This window comes from Rhizobium sp. BK176, from assembly GCF_024808055.1.
Window position 1 is genome coordinate 27,853 of record NZ_JANUBV010000027.1, and the last position, 24,112, is coordinate 51,964.

Annotated in this window: 19 protein-coding genes and 3 pseudogenes; 9 read left to right on the forward strand and 13 right to left on the reverse strand. The window is 62.0% G+C overall.

The window, feature by feature from the left end; genetic code table 11:
• Positions 1–16 precede the first annotated feature (16 nt).
• The 9 genes and pseudogenes from FHT76_RS36495 to FHT76_RS36535 form a co-directional block, all read right to left on the reverse strand.
• Positions 17–302, reverse strand: a pseudogene (locus tag FHT76_RS36495) (helix-turn-helix domain-containing protein); the annotation flags it as partial.
• A 712-nt stretch (positions 303–1,014) separates the two neighbouring features.
• A pseudogene (locus tag FHT76_RS36500) lies at positions 1,015–1,239 on the reverse strand (glycosyl transferase); the annotation flags it as partial.
• Positions 1,240–1,282: 43 nt separating this feature from the next.
• Positions 1,283–1,885 (reverse strand): hypothetical protein, encoded by a 603-nt coding sequence (locus tag FHT76_RS36505; protein WP_259186471.1) that lies wholly within the window; start codon positions 1,883–1,885, stop codon positions 1,283–1,285.
• Positions 1,886–2,032: 147 nt separating this feature from the next.
• A complete protein-coding gene (locus tag FHT76_RS36510; protein ID WP_183758420.1) occupies positions 2,033–2,152 on the reverse strand; it encodes an ABC transporter in 120 nt (39 codons plus the stop codon).
• Between the two features lie 347 nt (positions 2,153–2,499).
• Positions 2,500–3,570 carry an LLM class flavin-dependent oxidoreductase gene (locus tag FHT76_RS36515; RefSeq protein WP_183758422.1) on the reverse strand — a complete coding sequence of 357 codons (1,071 nt, stop codon included), beginning with the start codon at positions 3,568–3,570 and terminating at the stop codon, positions 2,500–2,502.
• 51 nt (positions 3,571–3,621) lie between these two features.
• Positions 3,622–4,776, reverse strand: a complete 1,155-nt coding sequence (locus FHT76_RS36520) for an acyl-CoA dehydrogenase family protein (protein ID WP_183758424.1) — start codon at positions 4,774–4,776, stop codon at positions 3,622–3,624.
• Positions 4,777–4,796: 20 nt separating this feature from the next.
• Positions 4,797–5,834: an ABC transporter substrate-binding protein gene (locus tag FHT76_RS36525; RefSeq protein WP_259186472.1), complete on the reverse strand. Its 1,038-nt coding sequence runs from the start codon at positions 5,832–5,834 to the stop codon at positions 4,797–4,799.
• Between the two features lie 11 nt (positions 5,835–5,845).
• Entirely contained in the window at positions 5,846–7,024 is a 1,179-nt protein-coding gene (locus tag FHT76_RS36530; protein ID WP_259186473.1) for an LLM class flavin-dependent oxidoreductase, read from the reverse strand.
• Positions 7,025–7,047: 23 nt separating this feature from the next.
• Positions 7,048–8,655, reverse strand: coding sequence for an ABC transporter substrate-binding protein (locus tag FHT76_RS36535; protein ID WP_259186474.1), 1,608 nt, complete (start codon positions 8,653–8,655; stop codon positions 7,048–7,050).
• Positions 8,656–8,929: 274 nt separating this feature from the next.
• Between FHT76_RS36535 and FHT76_RS36540 the strand changes: the two genes are divergently transcribed.
• The 8 genes from FHT76_RS36540 (at position 8,930) to FHT76_RS36575 (ending at position 17,680) form a co-directional block, all read left to right on the forward strand.
• Positions 8,930–9,919, forward strand: coding sequence for an ABC transporter permease (locus FHT76_RS36540; protein WP_183758432.1), 990 nt, complete (start codon positions 8,930–8,932; stop codon positions 9,917–9,919).
• On the forward strand, positions 9,916–10,920 hold the full coding sequence (locus FHT76_RS36545; RefSeq protein ID WP_259186477.1) for an ABC transporter permease: 1,005 nt from the start codon (positions 9,916–9,918) through the stop codon (positions 10,918–10,920). The genes FHT76_RS36540 and FHT76_RS36545 overlap by 4 nt, the downstream gene beginning before the upstream one ends.
• On the forward strand, positions 10,920–11,912 hold the full coding sequence (locus tag FHT76_RS36550; protein WP_259186478.1) for an ABC transporter ATP-binding protein: 993 nt from the start codon (positions 10,920–10,922) through the stop codon (positions 11,910–11,912). Before FHT76_RS36545 ends, FHT76_RS36550 begins: the two co-directional genes overlap by 1 nt.
• A complete protein-coding gene (locus tag FHT76_RS36555; protein ID WP_183758438.1) occupies positions 11,893–12,828 on the forward strand; it encodes an ABC transporter ATP-binding protein in 936 nt (311 codons plus the stop codon). The genes FHT76_RS36550 and FHT76_RS36555 overlap by 20 nt, the downstream gene beginning before the upstream one ends.
• A 13-nt stretch (positions 12,829–12,841) precedes the next feature.
• Positions 12,842–13,900 carry an aldo/keto reductase gene (locus tag FHT76_RS36560; protein ID WP_183758440.1) on the forward strand — a complete coding sequence of 353 codons (1,059 nt, stop codon included), beginning with the start codon at positions 12,842–12,844 and terminating at the stop codon, positions 13,898–13,900.
• Between the two features lie 69 nt (positions 13,901–13,969).
• On the forward strand, positions 13,970–15,217 hold the full coding sequence (locus FHT76_RS36565) for an acyl-CoA dehydrogenase family protein (RefSeq protein WP_405049528.1): 1,248 nt from the start codon (positions 13,970–13,972) through the stop codon (positions 15,215–15,217).
• A 33-nt stretch (positions 15,218–15,250) separates the two neighbouring features.
• A complete protein-coding gene (locus FHT76_RS36570) occupies positions 15,251–16,213 on the forward strand; it encodes an amidohydrolase family protein (protein ID WP_259186486.1) in 963 nt (320 codons plus the stop codon).
• A 51-nt stretch (positions 16,214–16,264) separates the two neighbouring features.
• The gene (locus FHT76_RS36575) at positions 16,265–17,680 is read left to right on the forward strand and encodes an FAD/NAD(P)-binding protein (RefSeq protein WP_259186488.1); all 1,416 of its coding nucleotides are present in this window, start codon (positions 16,265–16,267) and stop codon (positions 17,678–17,680) included.
• Positions 17,681–17,751: 71 nt separating this feature from the next.
• Here the strand turns inward: FHT76_RS36575 and FHT76_RS36580 are convergent, their stop codons facing one another.
• Positions 17,752–19,368, reverse strand: coding sequence for an ABC transporter substrate-binding protein (locus FHT76_RS36580; protein ID WP_259186491.1), 1,617 nt, complete (start codon positions 19,366–19,368; stop codon positions 17,752–17,754).
• Positions 19,369–19,654: 286 nt separating this feature from the next.
• Here FHT76_RS36580 and FHT76_RS36585 point away from each other — a divergent pair, with 286 nt between their 5' ends.
• A complete protein-coding gene (locus FHT76_RS36585) occupies positions 19,655–20,665 on the forward strand; it encodes a LysR substrate-binding domain-containing protein (RefSeq protein WP_183758449.1) in 1,011 nt (336 codons plus the stop codon).
• A gap of 24 nt (positions 20,666–20,689) precedes the next feature.
• Here the strand turns inward: FHT76_RS36585 and FHT76_RS36590 are convergent.
• From FHT76_RS36590 to FHT76_RS36600, 3 genes and pseudogenes are all read right to left on the reverse strand, one after another.
• Positions 20,690–21,539 (reverse strand): annotated as a pseudogene (locus FHT76_RS36590) (NADPH-dependent oxidoreductase).
• Positions 21,540–21,561: 22 nt separating this feature from the next.
• Entirely contained in the window at positions 21,562–22,887 is a 1,326-nt protein-coding gene (locus FHT76_RS36595; RefSeq protein WP_259186495.1) for an LLM class flavin-dependent oxidoreductase, read from the reverse strand.
• A complete protein-coding gene (locus tag FHT76_RS36600; RefSeq protein ID WP_183758452.1) occupies positions 22,884–24,104 on the reverse strand; it encodes an acyl-CoA dehydrogenase family protein in 1,221 nt (406 codons plus the stop codon). Before FHT76_RS36600 ends, FHT76_RS36595 begins: the two co-directional genes overlap by 4 nt.
• Positions 24,105–24,112 lie beyond the last annotated feature (8 nt).

Genomic DNA, 24,112 nt, shown 5'->3' on the forward strand with positions numbered 1-24,112 from the left:
CAGGATTATCTGTATCCTAAAATCCGAAATTCATGCTCGTTCGTCCGGAATTTGTGCGGTGCGCAACGCCGGGTGGGACTTTAGTGATACGTTTGAAGGCGGAACGAAGGATGCCTCGGACTCATGGTCTGACCGGGACGCAACCTCGGCAACCGACATCCCGCCTTGCCCAACCACTCGCGGGGAAGCTGCATACGTAACCCGGCGAGATAATGTGCCGCTCCTTCTCCCAAGATAGCGCTGAAGTGCTCGGCAAAGATCGAGCGCGTTTGCCCTGCCACGCCGGTGAGGCTTTCGATAGTGGCCAGTGGGATCAAGGTCTCTGAAGTTGCTGCTGAGAAAACGTGGATTATGGGAGTGGGGATCACGATTCTCGGTGCATTGTGCTACGCGGGTACTGCAGTCCTAAAAGCTATTCACGTTCTCATGTTGTTCGGTTGCAGCAAGGCGGTCAAGTATCGCCTTCCGCTGCGAGGGAACAAGATTTTGCTAGGCCATTGATAGGGGAAGCATTCTGCTGCCTTGTCAGAGATCGACCTTGGTCTGAGGGCCTCCGCGACCGAGTGCGACCTAAGTCCATTCCATCGGGGGACCTTCGAATGATGCAAGGTCACGAAACGTTCCTTATGCTCAAATCATCCTCCTTCCCGTAGGATGGGGTGTAGCCCGGATACTTGCGGACGGACCCCCGCAATATCCGGGCGCCTCGTTGGTGAGTAACCAACAGGTCGCGGTCTGATAGGACTTTGGACCTATGATATTGGGACTTTGGTCCGACTGGTTTTGATAGCTTAATGAGGTAACCTCTTGTTCGTCCCGATCGCTGATCTGCGGCAGGACAAGAAGGGAAGCTTCAGCCTCAATTCCCCAAATCGGCTTCCCTTCTCCCTTTAAGTTGGCGCAGACTTTGCCGGGCATTTGGGGTTCGACTATTCGGCCCACTTTCTTTCTACCTCTCTCTATAGCCGCGAGTCGCGGGCGCCGCGCGTGGGGAAATGCCTCTCTAAGGGCCTAGAGCGCTTCGAAACCAATACCGAGAACATGACGGAAATGCACGACACGGGGCACGAGATCGCGCGCGAAGCGCAAGAGGTCCCGGGTGATCGCCTGTGCATGACCATTAGACAACAAGAAGTGGTCGTAGTCGTCCGTGTGAAATAGCAACTTATCTTCACCAAGGCGAAAGCTCATCAGCGCGGACGCAGCATGTCGCGGTACCGGATGCCCGACCCGGGCCAGCGTGGTTCGCTTCGCGCAAATTCCCACTCCCCCACATTCGGTCTTACGACGCGCTTGAAGCGGTGTTCATCTCGCGGAGGTCAGTGATGAACTGCTGGGGTCTCAGCCAGATGCCGGGTATTTTGTAGCCCATGTGGCGGGCAATTTCTCCAGTCCAGGCGTTGCAGTTATTGAAAGTCGCTTCCCAGGTCTTGGACGAGGCCTGCTGCTTTCGGATGAAGGCCACGGCGTCGTTATATTCCTGCTGGGTCAAGAGCACTCGCCAGCTTGCGGAGCGGTATTGTTCTTCGAGATCGCCGTCTGTCCACCCAGTTGTGGCCGGTACCGGCACGAAATGGCCAAGCACGTAGTCGCTCGGATCATGAGAAGCCGGGGCAAGACCGGCGACCTCCGGATTGATCGGGTCTCCGTTCTCGTCCAGCTTGCCAAAGACCACATAGGTGTGGCCGTAGCTACGCGCAAAGCGCGATCGAAATTCGATATAATAATGGTTCGCTGCGATTTCCTTGGCTGGCGTGGTCGTTGCTGGCGAATTCCTGCTGGTCGACGTGAAACGCGGTTGTTGTGGCTTGTCTTTGGTTTGGCAGGACGCCAGTGCGCATGCCATCAGAACCACAAGCGACAGACGGCCTTTTCCAAGGTGCATCAAATACGCTCCATTTACTGGCCCTGTCCCGCGGGCCTGATATAGCGATGAGCCACTCTTGCACGCCGTGGATTTGTAAACGGGGATTAAGCCTGGCGGGTTGAAAGGGAAAGGCCACATTGGCCTTTCCCGAATTTGAAGGCCAACTTACTTGTAAACAGCCTCTGCTGGCGGCGGGGCCTTACCTTTTCCTTTACCGATATCCGCGCAGGCACTCAGATTTGCAACGGCAAGCACTGCAATGGCAATCACTAGAATTCTGCTCATCAAGACGTCCCTCATTGGGTCAGGTTATTGAAGGCAACGAATCAGAGCTTAATAACTAACCGGGCTTTGGCTAGGCGCAGAAAGACACAGTTTGTAGCCTTCCTACATTAGCAGTTACCAAAATCGCGTACGCCATCGATGACGAGTGCCCGAGCGCCCAGGTGGGCGACGACGGAGAATGACGATGTCGTGCGCACTTAATCACGCGAAACCGCATGGCCGACCATCACGGTTCGTGGGTACCGCTACGTCTTCGAAAGAGAGCGTCCAAGACAGGCCCGCGGCGTGTTAGGGTCTTGTCTCCAGCCGTCGCAAATACCACCGCGAGTTTGATCGTCACTTACGCTTCAGCCGCGCAGAAGCGGCAGCAACTGATTTCCCTGCCGTCTGATCTCCGTGAGGTAAGGCGTGTCGGAGAGCACGAAATGGCTAATGCCGAGATCCTGGTATTTGCGCAACGACTTGGCGACGTCAGCTGCCGAGCCGACCAGCCAGGTCGTGCCGGCGCCGCCGCCGCCATATTTGCCGGGCGCCGTATAGAGGTTGTCGTCGAGGACGTCGCCTGACCGATGCAGGTCGAACAGCCGCTGCTGGCCGACCGCGACTGCCCTGCGGTGATCGCTCCAGCCGGCGCCATTACTGTTCGCCATCTCCGCAACCTTGGCCTCGGCGTCGGTCCACGCCTGCTCGGTCGTGTCGCGCACCAGTGTCGTGATCCGTAGCCCGAATTCAAGCGGCGGCAGATCCCGGTCGAGTTCGCGGCTCAGCGCCTTCAGGCGGGCGATGCGCTCGCGAACACCGTCGAGCGGCTCGCCCCAGAACAGCTGGACATCCGCCTCGGTGGCAGCGACCCTTTCGGCCGCCTCGGAGGCTCCGCCGAAATAGAGCTTCGGGTGGCGACGATTTCCGCGAGGCTCGATGCGTGGCACGACGGTCGATTCGGCGACGCCGAAGTGCTCGCCGTCATAGCTGACGTTCTCCTCGGTCCAGAGCCTGCGGACCAGCCGCATGAATTCCTTGGTGCGGGCGTAGCGTTCTGACTGATCTCCCTCCTGGTCGCCATAAGCGGCGAGATTGTCGAGACCTGAGACGATATTGACGCGCACGCGGCCGCCGGTGAGATGGTCGAGCGTTGCGGCGGCGGAGGCGAAGTTCGCCGGTCGCCAGTAGCCGGGGCGGATCGCTATCAGCGGCTCGAACGTCGTCGTGCTCGCCGCAAGTGCTGCGGCAACGGTGAAGGTATCTGGTCTGCCCCAGCCGGTTCCGATGAGCGCGCCCTTCCATCCGTGCTGTTCAAGTGCTCGGGCGTGCTCCGTCAGCGTGGAAAGGCTGTTGTGATTGTCAACGACGGTATCGCCACGGTGTCCCGGCCTCGTGTCATTAGGGATGTACCAAAGGAATTCGCTGTCTTTGCTCATGGTTAGCCTGCATTTGTGAATCCGACCCGTGAACTCGTGGCCACGTCCCCGCTATCGTGATGCGAGGCGAGCAAGCGCATTACGGGCGGCGATGGTGCGGATCATGTGGCTCTGCGGGGCATGGGAGCGCGCCGTGATGGCATCGCGATGGTGGCGCTCCAGCTGGAAGTCGCGATTGAGGCCGGGATTGCCGGCAAGCTCAAGCGCGAGGCTGGTGATCGCGACCGCGTTGTCGATGACCACATGGCGGACATGCATGCCATCCATTCCCACAGCCCTGCCGGCATCAACGTCTTCGCCGAGAGAGCGGAGCAAGCGGGCATTGGTGGCGAGCCGGACTTCGATTTCTCCAAGGCCATCCTGAATGCGGGGAACGGTCGAGAGCGGAGCGCCCAGGCTTGCCGGTGAATGGTGGGCGGCGAAGGTTAGCACGCGGTCGCGCGCCGAAAGCGCAACGCCGTGGTAAACTGCTGATATCAGCGAGAAGAAGAAGGCAGTTGCATGTTCCTCGCGGCGCAGCGGCTCGGAAGCCGGCTGGGCTTCGATGATGTCTTCGAGTGGAACGGCGACATTGTCGAGGATGATGTCGTCGCTAGCGGTTGCATGCATGCCGGCGGCGTTCCATGCCTTTTCGATACGCAGGCCGGGGCTGTCCGTGGGAACGAGGAAGGACGCCAGACGCGGTTCGTCCTCGTCGGTCAGCGCCAGCAGCGCGACCCATTTGAGCACCGGGATGCCGGTCACGTAGCTCTTGTGGCCGCTGATGCGCCAGACGTTGCCGTCGCGGCGCGCGACGGTTTCCGGCAGTGCGCCGTGGGCGGGCGAGCCGATACGAGGCTCCGCCTGGGCGGCATTGATCAGGGCGGGACCCGAACGGTTGGCTGTGAGTACCCGCTCCGAAAGGTGGGCCGGCCACTTTGCGAAGCGGCGCAGGACATAGTGGCTGTTGTAGTGCATGGCAAGCACGAGCGCGGTCGAGGGTTCGCCGCGCGCGATTTCGCTGATCACGGCTTGCGCCTCCGCAAGCCCGCCGCCGTGCCCACCATGCTCGGGAGCGGTTACCAGACCAAGCAGGCCGGCTTCGAAGAGACGCGTGAAGTTCTCGAACGGGAATTCCCCCGTCGCGTCATGGTGAGCGGCACGTTCGGCGAAATCGACGGCGAGACGCCGTGCCTTGTCGACCGGGTCGATGTTTTCCTGAAGCATGGTGGCATTGGTCTCCCTGTTCAGGCCACGGCGCGCCTGAAGAAGGCGTCGATGTGGCGGCGATCCACCCAATCGGCAATGTCGAAATCGGCGGCGAGGAAACCGAAATCGCGCAGGAAATCCTTGTAGTGGCCGATCGCCTCCACCAGTTCGGGCTGCAGCCCAAGGCCCAGGTGCTTGTGGATGTCGGGGCCATTGGCGGCGAGAACCTGTTCTTCCGTGGCGCCCGCCTCGCGGGCGACGAAGCGCCTCGTTTCCTCGGGATGCGCTTCGGCCCATGCGCTAGCCTTGAAGATCGATTCCAGCAGGCGGCTGACGAGATCCGGCCGCTCGTCGGCTAGCAGTTCGTCCACCGTCAGGACGCGCGGCGAGCCAGAATTGATGCGGATCTTCGGATCGGGATGAAAGCCGAACTCTGCCACCTCAACGGCACCGATGAGGTTGGCGACATTGATACCGGCCGTACCCTTCACATAGATGGCGTCGATGTCACCGCGAATGAGAGCCGCGACCTCCTCGCCATAGGCCTGCCGACGCTTCAGACCGAAGAGGGACGGGCCTTCCTGCGTCGAGAGCACCGAGTCTGACAGCGCGATGTCGATGATCTCGACTTCGTCGAGCGCCAGGCCTTCCAGCGACAGCGCCGAAAGCAGCCCCTTCAATGCGGTGGCGCGCATGAAATCGACGATGCCTTCCGGTCGGCGGGCGATGCCGAAGCGGCGCCCTTTCAGATCCTTCGTGGTCTTTATGCCGGTTTCCGGTAGGGTGATGATCGCCTGGAACTCGTCGGTCCAGGTGATGCCGATGAGGCGCGTCTTGCGCCCCTCCGAGCGTGCCCGGATTGGTGGAACGTTGCCGCCGTGACGGAACGACCAGTCGAGCGTGTGGTTGAAATGGCTCTGGCGGATATTGCGGTCGGGTGAATCGATGATCGATTTCAGCGTCACGCCGTCCTTGCGGAAGTTTTCCTCGAGATAGCCGAGCTGCGCAGCAAGGCCGACGGGCGTCGGCACCGGGCAGCGCGTGTACCAGATTTCGGAAATAGCATTACTTGTCATGGCGTTTCTCCTCAGTGGCGCAGGCCGGCTTGCTTCATCAGGGGCAGGACGTGCGAGCCGAAGAATTCGAGGTCGTCACGGAAGTCGAAGAAGCTGAGCTGCAGACCGTCGACGCCGGCTTCCTTCAGCTTGACGAACTGATCGACCACCTGCTCGGGCGAGCCGATCACGCGGATATTGCCGCCGATGGCGCGGTAGGGATCCTGCGGATCGCGTCCCTTCCAGGCATGGGCATCCGAGTTCAGCGACTGGAAGCCCTGAGGCGAACGCTGGTCGGCGTGGGCAACAATGCGGTCCGCGAGCTCCCAGGCCTCCTTCTCCGTCGGACGGCAGATCACCATGGGATTGAGCAGCGTACGGACCGTGCGACCGACGCTGATTGCCGAATCCTTGACCCGCTTCGTATGCGCCGGCAGCGATTCCAGTGCGCTGTCGATGTCGGCGCCGGTCGGGCTGGTGATGAAGACGATATCCGAATAGCGACCGGCAAAGGCAATTCCGGCATCCGAACCGGTGGCGTTGACGAGGATCGGACGGCCGAAATTCGGCTTCGGCGTGACGAAGCCGCCGCCGAGCTTCCAGCTGCTTTCGCCCTCGAAGGAGAAGTTCTCGCTGTCGCTCCACAGGCGCTGGACGACTTCGAGGAATTCGGCCGCCAGCTCGTAGCGCTTGTCGTGCTCGATGCGCGGCCAGCCGAACATCTCGTGCTCGACCGCCCGGTGCCCGGTGACGACGTTGATACCCCAGCGCCCGCCTGTGATATGGTCGAGCGTCGCCCCGAATTTTGCCAGATGCAGCGGATGCCAAGGGCCGTAGAGCACATGCATGGTCGAGATCAGCATGATCTTCCTGGTGAGACCTGCGAGCGCTGCCGTCGAGACGAAGCTGTCCAGCGCATTGCCGTCGAAGACGCCGCCATAGCCGCCCTTCGGCAGCCATTGCGACAGCGCAAAAACGAGGTCGAAGCCGAGTTCTTCCGCCTTCAGCGTCAAAGCCTTGTTGTAGTCGAAGCGCCAGTCGGTCGATCGCTCGAGCGTCGATTGCGTCCAGCCACCCGCCTGGATCGGCAGGAAGAGACCGAGGAGAACCGGCTGCTTGAGTGCCTGCGAGAGCGGGCTTTCCGGAAAATCGGTCGGGGCAGAAAATTTCGGCAGGCCGACGATCGAGCCGGGACGATGTTGAATGGACACGGTTGTTCTCCCGTTGATCTGGCTCAAGACGCTGCGACGTAGGCAAAGGCAAGGCTGCCCGCGATGCCTTCGCCGCCGATCGTGTGGTCGGAGATGCGCTTGTTGTAGATCGTCAGTTCCGGCTGGCTGACGATGTCGATTGCCGGCACGTCCTCGACGAGGATCTGCTGGATCTGGCGCCACTGCTCGACGCGCTTTGCCGGGTCGACCTCGATCGCGGCGGCCTCGAGCAGTTCATCGACCTTGGGGTTGCTGTAGGCAGCGCCGTTGGAGAAAGGGACGCCCGGCTTGAAGTTCTTGCTCCAGTAGAGGCGCTGGACGCCGACCGTTGGATCGAAGAGATTGCTCATGCCTTCGAATGCGAAGTCGAAATCGCGGTCCGTGTAGATCCGCTTCGTGTAGGTCGCGAAATCCTGGCTGCGGACCTTCGCATCAATGCCGACCTTGGCAAGCGCCTGGCGGATATATTCCGAACCCCGCGGATAGGTTTCGCCACTCGGCACGAAGTCGAGATTGATGCGGGCGCGGATGCCGTCGGCGCCGCGCGGGTAACCGGCTTCGTCGAGAAGCTTCTCGGCGGCGGCGAGATCGATCGGGTATGTCTTGAGATCCGGCACAAACCACTTCGCAAGGTTCGGATTGATCGGGCCGGGGATGGCTGCGCCATAGCCATAGTTGATGGTGTTGAGAATGACGTTGCGATCAATGACGTGCGCAAAGGCGCGACGTACCCTCACGTCCTTGAAGAACGGGCGCTCGAGGTTGAATTCGATGCGGCTGACGCCGTTCTGGTATTGGTAGCCCTTGGTCTCGAAGGCCAGCCCTTCGGCGCTCTGTAGCCGTTCGAGATCGCTGAGCGGTACGGGTGTCGAGGGTGCGAGATCGATTTCGCCGGTCTCGATCGCAATCGAGCGAGCGGCGGCATCCGGGATGAAGCGGATGATCAGTTGGTCGAGATAGGGGCGAGGCTGATCCCAGTAATTGGGGTTGCGCTCATAGACGATGTGGCTGCCGCGCACCCATTCCTTGAACTTGAAAGGACCGGTTCCGATTGGCGCGAGATTGGCCGGATTTTCCGCGACCTTGGTGCCTTCATAGATATGGCGTGGCACGATCGGTGTTTCCGAGGCGGCAAGCGCGGTGATCAGATAGGGCGCGGGCTTGGAAAGCTTCAGGACGGCCGTCTGCGCGTCGGGCGTTTCAATATCGACCAGATTGAGGAAGGTGTTGCGGCCACGCGGGTGCACTTCCTTCAGGGTCTTGATTGAGAAGGCAACGTCGGCGGAAGTGAAGGGGTGCCCGTCATGCCATTTCACGCCGTCGCGCAGCTTGAAGGTATAGGTCAGTCCGTCAGGGCTGACAGTCCACTCCCTGGCCAGCAGCGGCTTCGGATTGAGATCGAAGTCGTAGGTGAGAAGGCCTTCCGTGGTCTTCGGTGAGACATAGACCGCGTTATAAGCCGTATGGGCGATCGTCGTCAGGACGGGCGGCTCGGCGGCCAGCAGAAGCGTTGCCGTGCCGCCGCGCGTTGCCGTCGCCGCAAAGGCGGGAAGCCGCGCTGTGGCGGTGACGCCGAGTGCGACCGAGGCCAGAAGAAAGCTGCGGCGCGTGGGTGCGGGAAATAGTAACATCTTGTTCAACCCTCATGATCCAGGGGCCGTCACGGCCCGCTTCTGTGTTATTCCGCGGATCGAGCCTGCCTTAGAGATTTTTGCCCCGTGACTGCTTTGAAGTGGGACAAAAACCTACTCAGTGTCGATATGCGGTATCATATTTCTAAAAGAACGCTAAAGCACGTATTCGTTGGAATTATTTACCAATATGGATTTGACAAAACCCACAGAATTAGTCAACTACTAAGCGACGAGACGAGGTGAATTCTTTTCAGATCGCGAGGTGGGGCACATGTCGGCTTACAGGCGGATAGGTCGAACGATCAGCAGGACGATCATTCAGGCCGTGCCCACAATGCTCGGGATTGTCATCCTCAATTTCTTCCTGCTGAAGCTGGCACCCGGCGATGCGGCCGATGTGATGGCGGCGGAATCCGGCTCGGCCACGGTCGAGACGATGGCAGCACTGCGCGAGCGCTTCGGGCTCGATAACCCGATCCTCGTTCAGCTTGCCAACTATCTGAACAACCTCGCGCATTTCAGCCTTGGCTTTTCGCCGCGCTATGGCATGCCGGTCGCCGATCTGATCGGCCAGCGGCTACCCGGCACGCTCGTGCTCATGGTGGCGGCATTGGCGATTGCAATTGCCGTTGGACTGCTGCTCGGTTCGCTGATGGCCGCCTTTTCCGGGCGCCTTCCTGATCGTATCATTTCCGTCGTCTCGTTGCTCTTCTATTCGATCCCCGGCTTCTGGATTGGCCTGATGCTGATCCTGCTCTTCTCGGTCAAGCTTGGATGGCTGCCGAGCGGCGGAGACAGCACGATTGGCTCGCGGCTGACAGGGCTCCCGGCACTGCTCGACAGGGCGCGCTACATGGTGCTGCCAGCAACATCTCTCGCGCTTTTCTATCTGGCGATCTATGCCCGCCTGACGCGCGCCTCGATGCTGGAAGTCAAATCGCAGGATTTTGTGCGCACCGCGCGCGCCAAGGGTGTCTCACCCTTCGTGCTGACGACGCGACACATCCTTCGCAACGCCCTGATCCCGATCACCACCATGGCAGGCATGCACTTTGGCGGGATGCTGGGCGGCGCGGTCGTGGTCGAAACCGTCTATAGCTGGCCCGGCCTCGGGCGCCTTGCCTTCGAAGCCGTCATGGCCCGCGATTTCAGCGTGCTGCTCGGCATTCTCCTCCTGTCTTCCTTCCTCGTGATCGTCGCCAATGCCGCCGTCGACTTGTTGCAGGCGTGGATCGATCCCCGAATTGGAGCTAGCCGATGAACAGTCAAAAACTTGGAACACTGGCCGGCCAGGCGATCGACTTCGCGCCGCAGACAAAGGTCGAGCGCGATCAAGCAGCACCGGAAGCGCCCAAGCAGCCGCGCTGGACACATATCCACGCCCCAGACGTCCGCGCTTCGGTTTCGGGTACGGCCTGGCGCGGCATGCGCCGGGAGTTGAAAGTCTTCCTCGGCAACTACAATGCACTGTTTGGTACAGGCATTCTGCTGCTCGTTGCCCTGTCGGCCTTGTTGGCGCCGCTTGTCTTTCCCGGTGACCCGCTCGAGATGGTGGCGCGACCCTTCCTGTGGCCCGGGCAGAACCCTGCCTATCCGCTTGGTACGGATTCCATGGGCCGCAATGTGCTTGCCGGTATCGTTCACGGCGCCCGGATATCGCTGACCGTCGGGCTCGCGGCCACCGCGCTCGGCTTGACGGTGGGGATCGCCATCGGCGCCGTCGCCGGCTATTTCGGTGGTCTGATCGACGACGTGCTGGTCAAGTTCATCGAGATCTTCCAGACCATTCCTAGCTTCGTGCTGCTCGTCGTTCTCGTGGCGATCGCCCAGCCGACGACAGGGACCGTGACCATCGCCATTGCGATCGTCTCCTGGCCAACGGTGGCGCGGCTGACGCGCGCGGAATTCCGAGCCATTCGCGAGAAGGATTATGTTCAGGCTGCCCGTAGCCTCGGCTTTGGTCATGCTCGCATCATCTTCCGCGAGATCTTTCCCAATGCGCTGCCGCCGCTGATCGTCACGTCGTCGGTGATGGTGGCAAGCGCCATCCTGATGGAATCGGCGCTCTCCTTCATGGGGCTTGGCGATCCCAACCGCGTTTCCTGGGGTTCGATGATCGGCGCCGGGCGCGATGTCATCCGCACCGCCTGGTACCTGACGGCGCTGCCCGGTCTTGCGATGGTCTTCACCGTGCTCTCGCTCAACCTGATTGGCGATGGTCTGAACGATGCGCTGAACCCGCGCTTTTCGGAGGATCGCTGATGGCAAAGCTTCTCGAAGTTAACGACTTCTCGGTGCGCTTTGGGGCGGCCGAACCTGTGAAGGGAGTCAGCTTTTCCGCCAATCCTGGCGAGATGCTCGCCATCGTCGGGGAATCTGGCTCGGGCAAGTCGCTGACGGCGCTCGGCCTGATGGGCCTTTTGCCGCGGCACGCGAAGGCTGGCGGGCAGATCCGCTTCGACGGCCGTGATCTTGTCGGCCTCCAGGAACGGGACCTGCGCCGCATCCGTGGCCGCGACATTGCCATGATCTTTCAGGAGCCGATGACATCGCTCAATCCGGTGCTGACAATCGGCGATCAGATCATCGAAGTGTTGCGCATTCATGAGGATCTCAGCCGGCGTCAGGCTCGCGAGCGCGCCGTTGCACTGTTGGATCTCGTCAGCATCCCCGACGCCCGCCGCCGCATAGACGAATACCCGCACCAGCTTTCCGGCGGCATGCGCCAGCGCGTGATGATCGCCATTGCGGTCGCCTGCAATCCGAAACTGCTGATCGCCGATGAAGCGACGACCGCACTTGACGTGACGATCCAGGCGCAGGTGCTGCAGCTGCTCGATAGCCTTCGCGTGCGGCTGAACATGGCGGTCATCCTGATTACCCATGATCTCGGCATCGTTGCGCAATGGGCCGACCGCGTCGTCGTCATGTATGCCGGGCGCAAGATCGAGGAGGGGCTTCCGGGCGAGGTGTTCGACGAGCCGTATCACCCCTATACAAACGGCCTCCTGTCGGCATCGCCGCGCCTGAAGGCCGATTACCACTATCGCGACGGGCCGCTCTCGGAAATCCCGGGTTCGATCGTTTCGGCGGCGGGCGAGAAAGGCTGTTCGTTCCGCCCACGCCGTCCGGTGGCGCGGCCCTCCTGCGCGTCCGTCGTACCGCAACTCATCGCACTGCCCGCTGGCCGACAGGTGGCGTGCCCGTATGTTCCAGCCATTGCGGAGAAGGCTCATGTCGCTTCTGTCCGTTGATCGGCTTTCGACCCATTATCCCGGAGCCGCTGGCACCGTGCGCGCCGTCGATGGTGTTTCCCTGGAGATTGCAGAGGGCGAGACGGTGGCGCTGGTCGGCGAATCCGGCTGTGGCAAGTCCACGCTCGGCAAATCGCTGGTGCGGCTTGTCGATCCCTTGTCTGGCAGCGTTACTTTCAAGGGTAGGGACGTCACCGCCATGGCGGGGCGCGAACTGCAGTCCGTCCGGCGCAGCATCCAGATGATCTTCCAGGATCCGTTCGCGTCCCTCAACCCGAGACAGACGATCCGCACGATCCTGACCGCACCGCTTGCGGTTCATGGCATCGGCGAGCGCAAGCAGCGCGAGACGATCGCCTCGCAGATGGTTGCTCATGTCGGCCTGCCGGCGGATTCGCTCGATCGCTATCCGCATGAGTTCTCCGGCGGCCAGCGCCAGCGTATCGGCATCGCCCGTGCGCTCATCCTGCAGCCGGAACTCGTCATTTGCGACGAACCGGTTTCGGCGCTTGACCTCTCGATCCAGGCGCAGATCCTCAATCTGCTGGTCGAGATGAAGACGGAGCTCTCGCTTTCCTATCTCTTCATCTCTCACGATCTCTCCGTCGTTCGCTATTTCGCCGATCGCGTGCTCGTCATGTATCTCGGCCGCATCGTCGAGAGCGCTGCGACGAGCGAGCTGTGGAAAGGCGCCAAACATCCCTACACGCAAGCGCTGCTCGCCGCCGTGCCCGATCCGTCGCGGCGCAAGCAGGCCGCGCCCATCACCGGCGATCTGCCAAGCCCGCACAATCCACCGGCCGGCTGCCGCTTCCATACGCGCTGTCCGCTCGCCACCGATATTTGTCGATCCGAAGATCCAGCATTCCGCCAGTTCGGCAGCGGCCACGCCGCCGCCTGCCACCATGCTCAGTAAGAAGGAGAATACAATGGTCGATTATCGCTATCTCGGGCGCAGTGCGCTCAAGGTGTCACCGCTCAGCCTGGGAACCATGATGTTCGGTGGCCCGACGCCTGACGATGTCGCGTTCCGCATCATCGACAAGGCGCGCGAGCAGGGGATCAACTTCATCGATACCGCCGATGTTTATCACGACGGCAAGTCGGAAGAGGTTGTCGGCAAGGGTATCAAGGCGCATCGCGATCACTGGGTTCTGGCGACGAAGTTCGTCAATTCGCACAAGAAGGGCCCGAACCTCGGCGGTCATTCCCGCAAGTGGGTGATCGAGACTGTCGAGAATTCGCTGCGCCGTCTCAACACCGACTATATCGACATCCTCTATTTCCACCGCGCCGTCTTCGATGCGCCGCTGGAAGAGCCGGTGCGCGCGATCGCCGACCTGATCCGCGCCGGCAAGCTGCGCTATTTCGGCGTCTCCAACTTCCGCGGCTGGCGCATCGCCGAAGTCGCGCAGCTCGCCGATGAACTCGGTATCGATCGTCCGGTGGCAAGCCAGCCGCTTTACAACATCGTCAACCGCACCGCCGAAGCCGAGCAGCTGCCGGCCGCCCATCACTATGGTCTCGGCGTCGTTTCCTACTCGCCGCTCGCCCGTGGCGTTCTGACCGGCAAGTACGAGCCGGGCAAGGAGCCGGCTGCCGACACGCGGGCCGGTCGCGGCGACAAGCGCATCCTCGAGACGGAATGGCGTCCTGAATCGATTGCCATCGCCACCGAGATCGCTGCGCACGCGACCCGCAAGGGGATATCGCCGACCGAGTTCGCGCTCGCCTGGGTGCTGAACAACAAGCTGATCTCGGCGGCCATCGCCGGTCCGCGCACGGAAGAGCATTGGGACAGCTATATCCGCGCGCTGGACGTCAAGCTCGACGCCGAGGACGAGGCGCTGGTCGACCGGCTGGTCACGACGGGTCATCCCTCGACGCCAGGCTTCAACGATCCGAGCCATCCGGTCGAAGGTCGTGTGCCGCGTAGCGCTGCAGCCGGTTCCGACAATGTCGTGCCGCTGACACGCGCTGTCGCCTGATCATGACTTTGGGGATCCGCCGATATGGCGGGTCCCTTCTTTTCTTTTTCCGGCCGAGAAGGTTCCCGCATGCCGAATACCGCTCCTTCAGCACTGTCCCCCACTCCGACACCTCAGGAGGCGATGAACGATCTCTCGACGCTCTTGGCAAGAATTCCTGATCTGACGGCCGAAATCGCGAAGGAGGCGGCAAGACGCGATCTGGAAAGGGAGCTTCCATTCGAGGCCTTCCGCCTATTCAAGGAGACCGGTCTGGGGGCGCTGCGCATTCCCGTGGCGCTCGGTGGTCCGGGGGGATCCGTTGCCGATTACATCGAAACGATCATGGCGATCGGAGCGGCAGATTCGAATGTCGCTCACGCGCTGCGCAGCCATTTCAATTTTACCGAAAGCCTGATCCTCAGCCCGAATACTGCCATCGACCGCACACAGCTCAGCCGCGTTCTCTCGGGCAAGCTTTTCGGCGGGGCTCATACGGAGCAAGGCACCAAGCGGCCGGGCGAGGTGACGACACGTTTGACGAGATCGGGGGATAGCTACCGGCTCGACGGGCGCAAATGGTATGCAACCGGCACTGCATTTTCGGACTTCGCATCATTCAGTGCGAAGAACGATGACGGTGAGTTCGTGAGCGTTTTGCTTCCGGTCAATCGTCCAGGCATCACCATTCTCGACGACTGGGATGGCATGGGCCAGCGGCTGACCGCGAGCGGTGGCGTTTTGCTCGAAGACGTCGAGGTGTTGCCGCATGAAATCTCCACGCGCGGCCTTAACACGCTGGTCGGCCGCCACACCTCCACCTTGCGGCAGCTTCACCTTGCGGCATCAATGGCGGGCGCTGTGCGTGGCGCGCTTGCCGAAGGGACGGAATATGTGCGCCGGCAGGCCCGCTCGGCAGCCCATAGCGCGGCCGAGACAGCCAGTGCGGATCCCTTCGTGCAGAAGATTCTCGGTGAGGTCGCTGCCGGCTCCTTTGCCGTCGACACGCTGATCCGCGAAAGCGCGCGTGCGCTCGACAAGACGGCCGCCGCGTTCGCCGCAGGCGATCAGCAGACGCTTGAAGCCGCGCTGATCGAGAGCGCGTTGACGACGGCGCGCACACAGATCGTCGCCTCGCAAATTGCGCTCACGGCGGCCACCAACGTCTTCGAACTCGGCGGCGGCTCCGCGACGTCGCGCCATCTCAATCTCGACCGGCACTGGCGCAACATCCGCACGGTGCTCAATCACAATCCGCTGCTGCACAAGGCGAGGGTGGTCGGTGACTTCTACATCAACGGAACGACGACACACCTCGAGGAAGGCAAGGTCTTCTAATCCCTGCCGCGCAGCGATCGCCACGGAGCCACCATGAGCAAGCTCGACATCGTCGATTTCCATACACATTTCCTGCCCGAAGGCTGGGAGGTTTACCGCGCGCCCGGTCGCCCGCTCGACTCGCTGTGGGCGCGGATCGGCACGAAAATCGCGGACATCGATGCGCTTATCGCGGATAGCGATGCGGCCGGTATCTCGCGCCGCGTGATCGGGGTCGCGCTGTCGATGGTCGCCGCACCTGATGCCGATCTTGGTGCGGTCAGCCGCAAGCTGAACGACGATCTCGCCGCGACCGTTGCGCGCCATCCTTATCGGCTTTTCGCGCTGGCGACCGTGGACACCTTCGGCGGAGAAGCGGCGGCGATCGAGGCGCGGCGCGCCATCGTCGAACTCAATTTGTCCGGCCTGTTTCTCGACAGCGCGAGAGGTGACAGATTAATCGACGCGCCAGAAGCCCGGCCGGTCCTGAGGGTTGCTGCGGAGCTTGGCGTTCCCGTCTTCCTGCATCCGATCAACCCCGAGCCGCTTTCAACGCAGCTGTCAGGCCTCGGCAGGCTCGGGACCCGCTTGAGCCGCGGCACGATCAACGCCGCCGCTGCGATTTCGTTGGTGACATCGGGTGTTTTCGAGGAATTGCCGGAGCTTCGGGTCGTTATCACCGCGCTCGGCATTTCGGCACTTGCGCTGACCGGTCCCTTCGGGGAACTGCCATCCATTTTCGCGGAGGCGCCAGCGGGCAAGCGGCGTCACCTCTATATCGACATCATGCCGTCGGAAGCACGCTTCATCCGCTTCGTGGCCAGTCTCGTCGGCGCCGACCATGTTCTGACCGGCAGCGACTGGCCGATCCTCGAACATGATCCGACGCAGGACGGGCTCGCCACGGCCTTTGCGGCGGCAGGGTTGAGCGCGCATGAAGCCGAGCTGATTGCCAGCCGAAATGCCCTAGAACTGCTGAATGGGCGCCATCGCAGTCGCGACAGGCTGATCGCATAAGGGCGTCCCGACATATCACGCCCCACCGACGCCGGTGGGAGAGGAGGTCTATTGCGCATTGATCGTATTCCGCATCACTCCGTTGCCATTGTCGGTGGGGGCTTCGCTGGGGCGGTGATGGCGCTCAAGCTGCTCGACCAGACCGAAGTTCCGCTGGCGATCACCATCATAGAGCGGCGCGAGGAGCTTGGGCGGGGTGTTGCTTACAGCACACCCGATCCGGCACATCTGGTGAACGGTCCCGCTGAAATCTTCTCGCTCTATCCCGAGGATCCCGGCCATCTCGCGCGCTGGCTCGTCGAGAATGGCCCCGCCTACGGCTGGACGCCTCCCGCCGAGGTGCGCACAAGCAGCCCGCCGCGTTACCTCTATGGGACCTATGTCCGTGACGAGCTCGCGCGTGCGGTCGCGAACGCGCGGCTCGGTTCGACGTTGCGGCATATCCGGTCGTCGGCATCCACGCTGTTGGCAACGCCGAGCCGGATCCGCATTACCACGGCTGACGGTACCTCTGTGGAGGCGGATGAAGCCGTGCTGGCCCTTGGCGTTTTTCAACCGCGCCTGTCGGCCGCCGAGGCTGAACTCGCCGGTCACCCACGTTTTGCAGCCAATCCGTGGGACGCACTGGCGCTCGACCGTCTGAAAGGCTGCGAGGAAATTCTCCTGATTGGTTCGAGCCTGTCGATGGTCGATGCCGTGGCCAGCATGGAGGCACGAGGTTACCGCAGTCGCTACCGCGTGATATCGCGCCGTGGCCAGTTCGTGGAGGGTCGCAGGACTGTCGACGCAGCGCGCGACTTTCTTGCCGATGGCCCGTTGCCATCAACGGCGCGCGAACTGCTGTCACGCGTCAAGGCGGAACGACGGGCGATCTCGGCTGAGGGTGCCGACTGGCAAGGGCTGCCCTTGGCGATCCGCCCTCATATTCTCTCGCTGTGGCAAGCGGCCAGCGATCGCGAGCGGCTGCGGTTCACCCGGCATCTCAGGGCCTTCTGGGACGTCACCGCGCATCGCTCGGCACCGGAAAGCCACGCGATTATCGAGCGGGTGATTTCGGAAGGCCGGCTGGAGCATGGCCGCGCCCGTATCCTCGGATTTGCGGTCGAGGGTAGCGAGATCATCGCCAGCCTGAAGACAGCGACAGGCGTCGAGACTGTGCCGTTCGATGGCGTGATCGATTGTCGTGGCCATCAGTTGCATGATTGGCGTCGGGTATCCGACCCCTTCGTGAGGAGCCTGCTGGCAAGCGGCGAGGTTCGCCCTCATAGCACCGGCTATGGCATCGATGCGACGACGGCGGGCGATCTCATCAACGAGGAGGGGCTCGTGCACCGCAATCTCAGCGCCATCGGACATCCGTTGCGGGGCGTTGCATGGGAGTCGAGTTCGATCACCGAGCAGCGCGCCCAGGCGATTGCGCTTGCCGATCGCATCCTCACGAAATTCACGCCCATCCGAGTGGCGTGATCTCATCTCCAAAAGCAAAAGGGGCGCATCGTCGATGCGCCCCTTTCTCGTGCTAGTCCTGCCGCCGCACCTCAGCCTTCGCCGTCCTTGATGTAGACATCAGCAAAGTTGGACTGCACACCCTCGGCCCCGATGGTGTGGTTTTTGACCCGCTTGTTGAACACCGTGACGTTCTCCAGTGAAATCAGGTTCACTACTGGCACTTCGTCGGCAACGATCTTCTGGAAGGCGAAGAATTGCTGCTTGCGTTTTGCATCGTCGACCTCGACGGATGCGGCTTCGAGCAGCTTGTCCACCTCCGGGTTATTGTAGTGGCTGGCGTTCGAGAAGGGCAGGCCGAGCTTGAAGTTCTTCGACCAGTAGATGCGCTGCACGCCGAGCGTCGGATCGAACTGGTTGCCCAGATATTCGGCGGTCACGTCGAAGGCGCGGTCGGTGTAGACCTTCTTGATGTAGGTGGAGAAGTCGTAGGAATCGATCGTTGCGTTGATGCCGATACGCGTCAGGTTCTGCTTCAGATATTCGGCGACCCGCTTGAAGCCTTCATTGTAGGAGTTGTGGGTCAGTCGCAGGTTGAAGCGGACGCCGTCCGCGCCGCGCTTGTAGCCGGCCTCGTCGAGCAGCTGTTCAGCGGCTTTCAGATCGAAAGCATAAGGCTTGATCGAGGTGTCGAGATAGCGCGGCAGGAAGGTGCTGATCGGGGTCGGCGAAACATGGCCGTAGCCGTACCAGACGGTGTTCAGGATAACGTCGAGGTCGATGGCGTGGGCGATGGCGCGGCGAACGCTGACATTCTTCAGATACTCGTTGTCGAGATTGAAGATCAGCTGCGTCTGGTCGCCCTTGGTCTCGTAGCCGCGTGAATCGACGGCAATGTTCGGCAATGCCTTCACACGTTCGAGATCGCTCAGCGGGATGGGATTGTCGCCGCCGATATCGAATTCGCCGGTTTCGAAGCCGGCGGCGCGGGCGGCCCCATCGGGTACGAAGCGTACGATAACCTGGTCGAGATAGGGTTTGCCGGCGTCCCAGTAATCGGGATTGCGCTCGAGGATGATATGCGATCCGCGCACCCACTCCTTGAAGACGAATGGTCCCGTGCCGATCGGGGCACTGCCATTCGGATTGGTGGGCACGTCGGCAATCTTGACGCCGTCATAGACGTGCTTGGGCACGATCGGGGACTCGGCCCCGTAGAGAGCGCTCAGCAGGTAGGGGGCGGGTTTGGAAAGCCGGATCACGGCGGTCAGCGGATCGGGCGTTTCGACCTTGGTGACATTGGCGAAGGTGCCGCGGCCACGCGGGTGGACTTGCTTTAGAAGCTCGATGGAATAGGCAACGTCGTCCGATGTGAAGGGCTTGCCGTCATGCCACTTGACGTTTGGACGGAGGTTGAAAGTGTAGTTCAACCCGTCGTCGCTGACTGACCACTCGGTGGCAAGCTGCGGCTTTGGTGTCAGATCGAAGTCGTAGGTCAAGAGACCTTCGGTGATCTTGGGGCTCACCTTCTGCGTGCCGCCAGCCGTATGGGCGAGGGTGAGGATCGTCGGCGGTTCCGGCTCCACGATGAAGTTCAAGGTGCCACCCTTTGTCGGTGCGGAAGTCTCGGCGAACGCCTTGAGCGGCAGGAATGCGGTAAGGCCGGTCGCGGCGAGAAGTTTGTTGAGCTGGCGTCTGCTGATGTCCATGGATACCCCCTGAATTGCGATGGACGCCTCTATCGAAGCGTCGTTGCAGGCATCATCGGGCAGGGCCGTGCAAAACAGGAAGAATGTTTTTCTGCCTGTCCGGAAAAGGAAAACTTCGCGGCAGAGCGTCAAGGAGAAGGTTGAATTACTGTAGTCCACTAAAAATATAGAGAATAGTTTTTGCATCTCCGATTGAGGCTCGCCGCGCAAGAAAATGTCCCGTCGGCAGGGCGGGAAGGAATGCCGGTTCTCGTCTTGAAGGGCAGGTTTGTGGTGCAATCCTCTCATGAGCACGTTTGCCGACTCCCGCAGAAAAGCAATTCAGCCGACGCTTGCGCGGCTGCCGCCGCTGACATCGTTGCGGGCCTTCGTCGCGACGGCCCGACACCTGAATTTCGTTCGCGCCGCCGAAGAGCTGCATGTGACCTCGGCAGCGGTGGGCCAACAGATACGCCTGCTGGAGGATTACCTTGGTCAGCCGCTTTTCAACCGTGTGCGTGGCCAGTTGCATCTGACGCCGGCCGGGTTGGCATTGGTGCCCGGACTGACCGGGGCCTTCGATGCTGTTCTGGCCGCCATGGCTCAGTTCGTGCAGAGCGATCATGAACAGCCGATCCGCGTTTCGGTCGCCCCGTCCTTTGCCAGCAAGTGGCTCATCCCGCGCCTCGATGCGCTACGGCGGGCTGCTCCCGGGCTGCAGGTTCTGGTCGATGCGTCGACCCAGTTGACGAACCTCGATGCCGGCGACGCCGATTGCGTGATCCGCTACGGTCGCGGTCCATATCCGGGGCTCGTTGTCGATCATCTCTTTTCCGAGGCCATACTGCCGGTCTGCAGCCCGGAGTTTGCGGATACGCATGGGCTGTGGGGCAAGCCGGAGGCCATCGAAGACGTGCCGCTGCTGCACGAGGATGGCGCAGAGCATGATCAATCCTGCCCGGATTGGGGTGGGTGGTTGCGCGCAGCCGGGCTCTCCTACCTGCCGTCGCAGGGTGGGTTCCGCCTGAACCAGTCCTCTCTTGTCCTCGATGCAGCGCTGGCAGGGCAGGGGCTGGGGCTCGGCAAGATCAGGCTGGCGGAAGCAGAGATCCGCTCCGGGCGGCTGGTCTGCCCCTTTGGCGTGCCGCAGCCCGTCAGTTCGTCCTATTTCTTCGCCACCACGGCGCATACGGCGCGATTGATGCGCGTCGATCTGTTTCGCGAGTGGCTGCTCGCGGAAGCGCGCGCCCTGCAGACGATGGATGAGATCATCGCGCGCCGTATCCGACCTGCGGCAGACATGATGGCCGCCGAATAAGTTGTTCTTCCAGGCCCTGCCGCTCTACTTGAGCAGCCGGAAGCCCAGCCTGCGCGCCGCCGCCGCAAGTACGTGCCGCCCCTTCAAGGCCTCGACCGTGCCGATGCGGTTCCGGACCTGATTGGTCCAGTCGATCGCCGGCATCGCCTGCTCCGTCTGGAAGCTCCTCAGTGCCTTTTTGTAGCCCGCAAGATCCCGCGTCCGGGCGCGATCCGAATATTGCTCGCGATGCAGGACCGTCGACTGAGGTAGGCGCGGCTTCACGCCGGCGGGTTGTGCCGGATCGGGAAACCCCACAGTAAGGCCGAAGACCGGGAAGACACCATCCGGCAAGGCGAGTTCCCGGGCGACCCTTTCCGGATCGTTGCGGATCGCGTCGATGTAGCAGGTCCCGAGCCCAGCGATTCAAAGGCAACGACCACATTCTGCGCCGCAAGTGCCGCATCGATCACGCCAAGCAAAAAGCTCTCGATGTAGTCGAGACCTTCTCCCGCCGAGCCGCCGTCCGCAGCGATCGCGCGGGGCCGGGCAAGATCGGCGAGCCAGACGAGCAGGAGAGGTGCCTGGGCGATCTGGCGCTGGTTGCCTGCAACGGCGTTCAGGCGGCTACGGCGCTCGGGGTCCTCGACGGCGACGACGCTCCATGCCTGCAGGTTGGAGGAGCTGGGAGCCGACTGCGCGGCAGCAACGGCAATTTCGACCGTGGTGTGTGGAATCGGATCCGGCAGATAGCTGCGCACGCTGCGGTGGGAGAGCAGGGCGTCGACCGTTCATTCCAGTCGCTGCCGAGGTGCTGCACCTGGCGATAGCGTTCGGCTGATAGCGCCGCCAGCCGGTCGGAGCCGGTTGGCTTTGCTGCAAGGGAAGGTGTCATGGGACTGTCCTTTTCCGGGTCGCTATTCTGCCGCACTGGCGTAGGGGTTGTGTGGCCGCGTGAGACCAAGGTGATCACGCAATGTGCGGCCGGCGTATTCGTGCCTGAACAGACCGCGGCGACGCAGGATCGGAACCACCTCATCAACGAAGACTTCAAGCCCGTGCGGCAGCACATCGGGCATGAGGTTCAAACCATCGGCCGCACCGGCGCTGAACCATGTCTCTATATCGTCGGCGATCGCGGCAGGCGTGCCGACAATCGTGCGATGCCCGGTGCCGCCGTTGAGCGCGCGGATCAGGCCCCGAACGGTCAATCCCTGCCGCCGCGCGAGCGCCAGCGTGGCGTGGAAGAACGTGTGCCCGCCGTCGGCCGGCAGCGGAATGTCCTCAGGCAAGGGCTTGTCGAGTTCGAGCTTCTTCTGATTGACCTGCAGGACACCGGCCAGTCGGGCAAGGCTGTATTCAAGCGGAATGAGGTCGCGCAGTTCTTCCTGTCTGCGCCTTGCTTCCGCTTCCGTGCTGCCGATGATGGTGGCGAGGCCCGCGAGCACGAGGATGCTGTTTTCCGAGCGACCGAAACGAACGGCGCGACGGCGCAGATCCCTGGCGTAATCCAGCGACTCTTCGAAGGATTGCGAGGCGGAGAATACCGCTTCGGCATGTGCGGCGGCGAGTTCACGCCCGTCGTCTGATCCGCCCGCCTGCACGAGAACCGGGTGCCCCTGTGGTGGGCGCGGAATATTGTGCGGCCCATGCACGGAGAAGTGCTTGCCGCTGTGAGCGATGGGGTGGACACGACCGGGATCGACGAAACGTCCGGTCGCGACGTCACCGACAAAGGCCTCTTCCTCCCAGCTGTCCCATAGCGCCTTGACCACGGAGGCAAACTCGCTGGCCCGCTCATAGCGGCTGGCATGGGCTACCGGCTTTTCAAGGCCGAAGTTCCTGCTTTGCGCCAGATCCGCGCTGGTGACGATGTTCCAGCCGGCGCGTCCGCCGCTGGCATGATCGAGCGTCGCGAAGCGCCGGGCGATGTTGTAGGGTTCGTTGTAAGTGGTGGAGGCCGTGCCGATCAGCCCGATCCGTTCCGTGCTGGCCGCGACAATTGCAAGCACGATGGTCGGTTCCAGCGAGGTGAGCGGGCGAAAGTCGATGCGGTCCGATATGGCCGCCTGGTCGGCCAGGAAGACGGCATCGAATGTGCCCCGTTCCGCGATGTCAGCGACCTTGATGTAGTGGTTGATGTCGAAGGAGGCGCGCGGGTCGCTGCCTTCCATGCGCCAGGCCGCTGGGGAGAACCCCGAGTGCAGGATGTTGATGTTGAGATGAAGCTGCCGTCGGCTCATTGGAATATCCCCGGCTCGGGATAGTCGCCGGTCAGGAACCAGGAGCCGACATTGCGGGTCTTATATTCTGCCGGATTGTGAAGAGTGTGGATACGGACGTTGCGCCAGAAGCGATCGAAGCCGTACGGCCGGACGGCGGAACGAGCACCCATCACCTCAAATATTTCGCTGGTGACCTCGAGCGCGACCTTGCCCGCGAGCACATTAGCGGAAGCAACCGCAATCGCGGTGGCGCCGCGCTCCTCGGCCGTCAGCGCCGGGCCTTTGGCATAGGCTGTATCGATGGCGACCGCGGCTCTGTCAGCCAGTGCGGTAGTGGCCTGCACCTTGGTCCAGAGTTCACCGTACTGTCGCTTGATCCACGGGTCGTCCGAATGGCGTTCGACACCGGAGTAGATCCACGGCCGAGATTTCGTGATCGTATAATCCCGTGCTGCGATCAGGGCGCCTTGCGCGCTGCCGATGAAGACGTTGAGGAGAACGCTCTGCTGTTGCTGCGGAATGAGAAGGGCAGCCGGATCCCTGGGGCGTTCCGACAAGATCTCCTCATCCTTCACGGTGACATCCTTGTAGAAGACACGGCCGCTGCCGGTCTGCCGTTGTCCGATGCCATCCCAATCGTCGGCGATCGTTATGCCGTCGCGATTGGCGGGAATATAGGCGAAGCTGCGCGCGTTCGTTTCCTCGTCTTCCCATGCGACCATCAGATAATCGGCGACGTGCGAGCCGGAGGCGAACGGCCGATAGCCGTTCAGGAGGACGCCACCTTCTATCCTCTTGCCGAAGAGGCTTTTGGAGAAGCTGTTCGTGGTGTTGCCCCAGAACCACCGACCCTTGGCCGATTGCCGCAGGATCGCGGCCGATCGTTCGTCACTACCCCCCGTCAGGGCATTCTGGATGGGGCTGAAGTGGTAGCCGAAAAGGTGGCCAAGCGACCCGTCGACCTTGGCGAACTCACGCACGATGCGCAGAGCGGTCGAATAGGGCTGTCCCTCACCACCGAATTCCGTGGGAATGAGCAGATTGACGAGACCGCTGTCCTTGAGAAGCCGGACCTGCTCTGTCGGCCGCCCGCCCTGTTGATCCCGCTCGACGGCATCGACAGCGAAGATGTTCCTGAGCTCGACCGCCTTGGCGAGATAGGGATCGGTCTGGTCCGGCTCGAAGAGGACGGGAGGCAGCAGGGCTGGTTCGAAGCCTGAGGGCTTTACGGTCATCGTCTTAT

Coding starts and splice junctions, on each gene's coding strand:
- FHT76_RS36505 (WP_259186471.1), bottom strand. CDS start 1,885: ATGCACCTTGGAAAAGGCCGTCTGTCGCTTGTGGTTCTGATGGCATGC.
- FHT76_RS36510 (WP_183758420.1), bottom strand. CDS start 2,152: ATGAGCAGAATTCTAGTGATTGCCATTGCAGTGCTTGCCGTTGCAAAT.
- FHT76_RS36515 (WP_183758422.1), bottom strand. CDS start 3,570: ATGAGCAAAGACAGCGAATTCCTTTGGTACATCCCTAATGACACGAGG.
- FHT76_RS36520 (WP_183758424.1), bottom strand. CDS start 4,776: ATGCTTCAGGAAAACATCGACCCGGTCGACAAGGCACGGCGTCTCGCC.
- FHT76_RS36525 (WP_259186472.1), bottom strand. CDS start 5,834: ATGACAAGTAATGCTATTTCCGAAATCTGGTACACGCGCTGCCCGGTG.
- FHT76_RS36535 (WP_259186474.1), bottom strand. CDS start 8,655: ATGTTACTATTTCCCGCACCCACGCGCCGCAGCTTTCTTCTGGCCTCG.
- FHT76_RS36540 (WP_183758432.1), top strand. CDS start 8,930: ATGTCGGCTTACAGGCGGATAGGTCGAACGATCAGCAGGACGATCATT.
- FHT76_RS36545 (WP_259186477.1), top strand. CDS start 9,916: ATGAACAGTCAAAAACTTGGAACACTGGCCGGCCAGGCGATCGACTTC.
- FHT76_RS36550 (WP_259186478.1), top strand. CDS start 10,920: ATGGCAAAGCTTCTCGAAGTTAACGACTTCTCGGTGCGCTTTGGGGCG.
- FHT76_RS36555 (WP_183758438.1), top strand. CDS start 11,893: ATGTCGCTTCTGTCCGTTGATCGGCTTTCGACCCATTATCCCGGAGCC.
- FHT76_RS36560 (WP_183758440.1), top strand. CDS start 12,842: ATGGTCGATTATCGCTATCTCGGGCGCAGTGCGCTCAAGGTGTCACCG.
- FHT76_RS36565 (WP_405049528.1), top strand. CDS start 13,970: ATGCCGAATACCGCTCCTTCAGCACTGTCCCCCACTCCGACACCTCAG.
- FHT76_RS36570 (WP_259186486.1), top strand. CDS start 15,251: ATGAGCAAGCTCGACATCGTCGATTTCCATACACATTTCCTGCCCGAA.
- FHT76_RS36580 (WP_259186491.1), bottom strand. CDS start 19,368: ATGGACATCAGCAGACGCCAGCTCAACAAACTTCTCGCCGCGACCGGC.
- FHT76_RS36585 (WP_183758449.1), top strand. CDS start 19,655: ATGAGCACGTTTGCCGACTCCCGCAGAAAAGCAATTCAGCCGACGCTT.
- FHT76_RS36595 (WP_259186495.1), bottom strand. CDS start 22,887: ATGAGCCGACGGCAGCTTCATCTCAACATCAACATCCTGCACTCGGGG.
- FHT76_RS36600 (WP_183758452.1), bottom strand. CDS start 24,104: ATGACCGTAAAGCCCTCAGGCTTCGAACCAGCCCTGCTGCCTCCCGTC.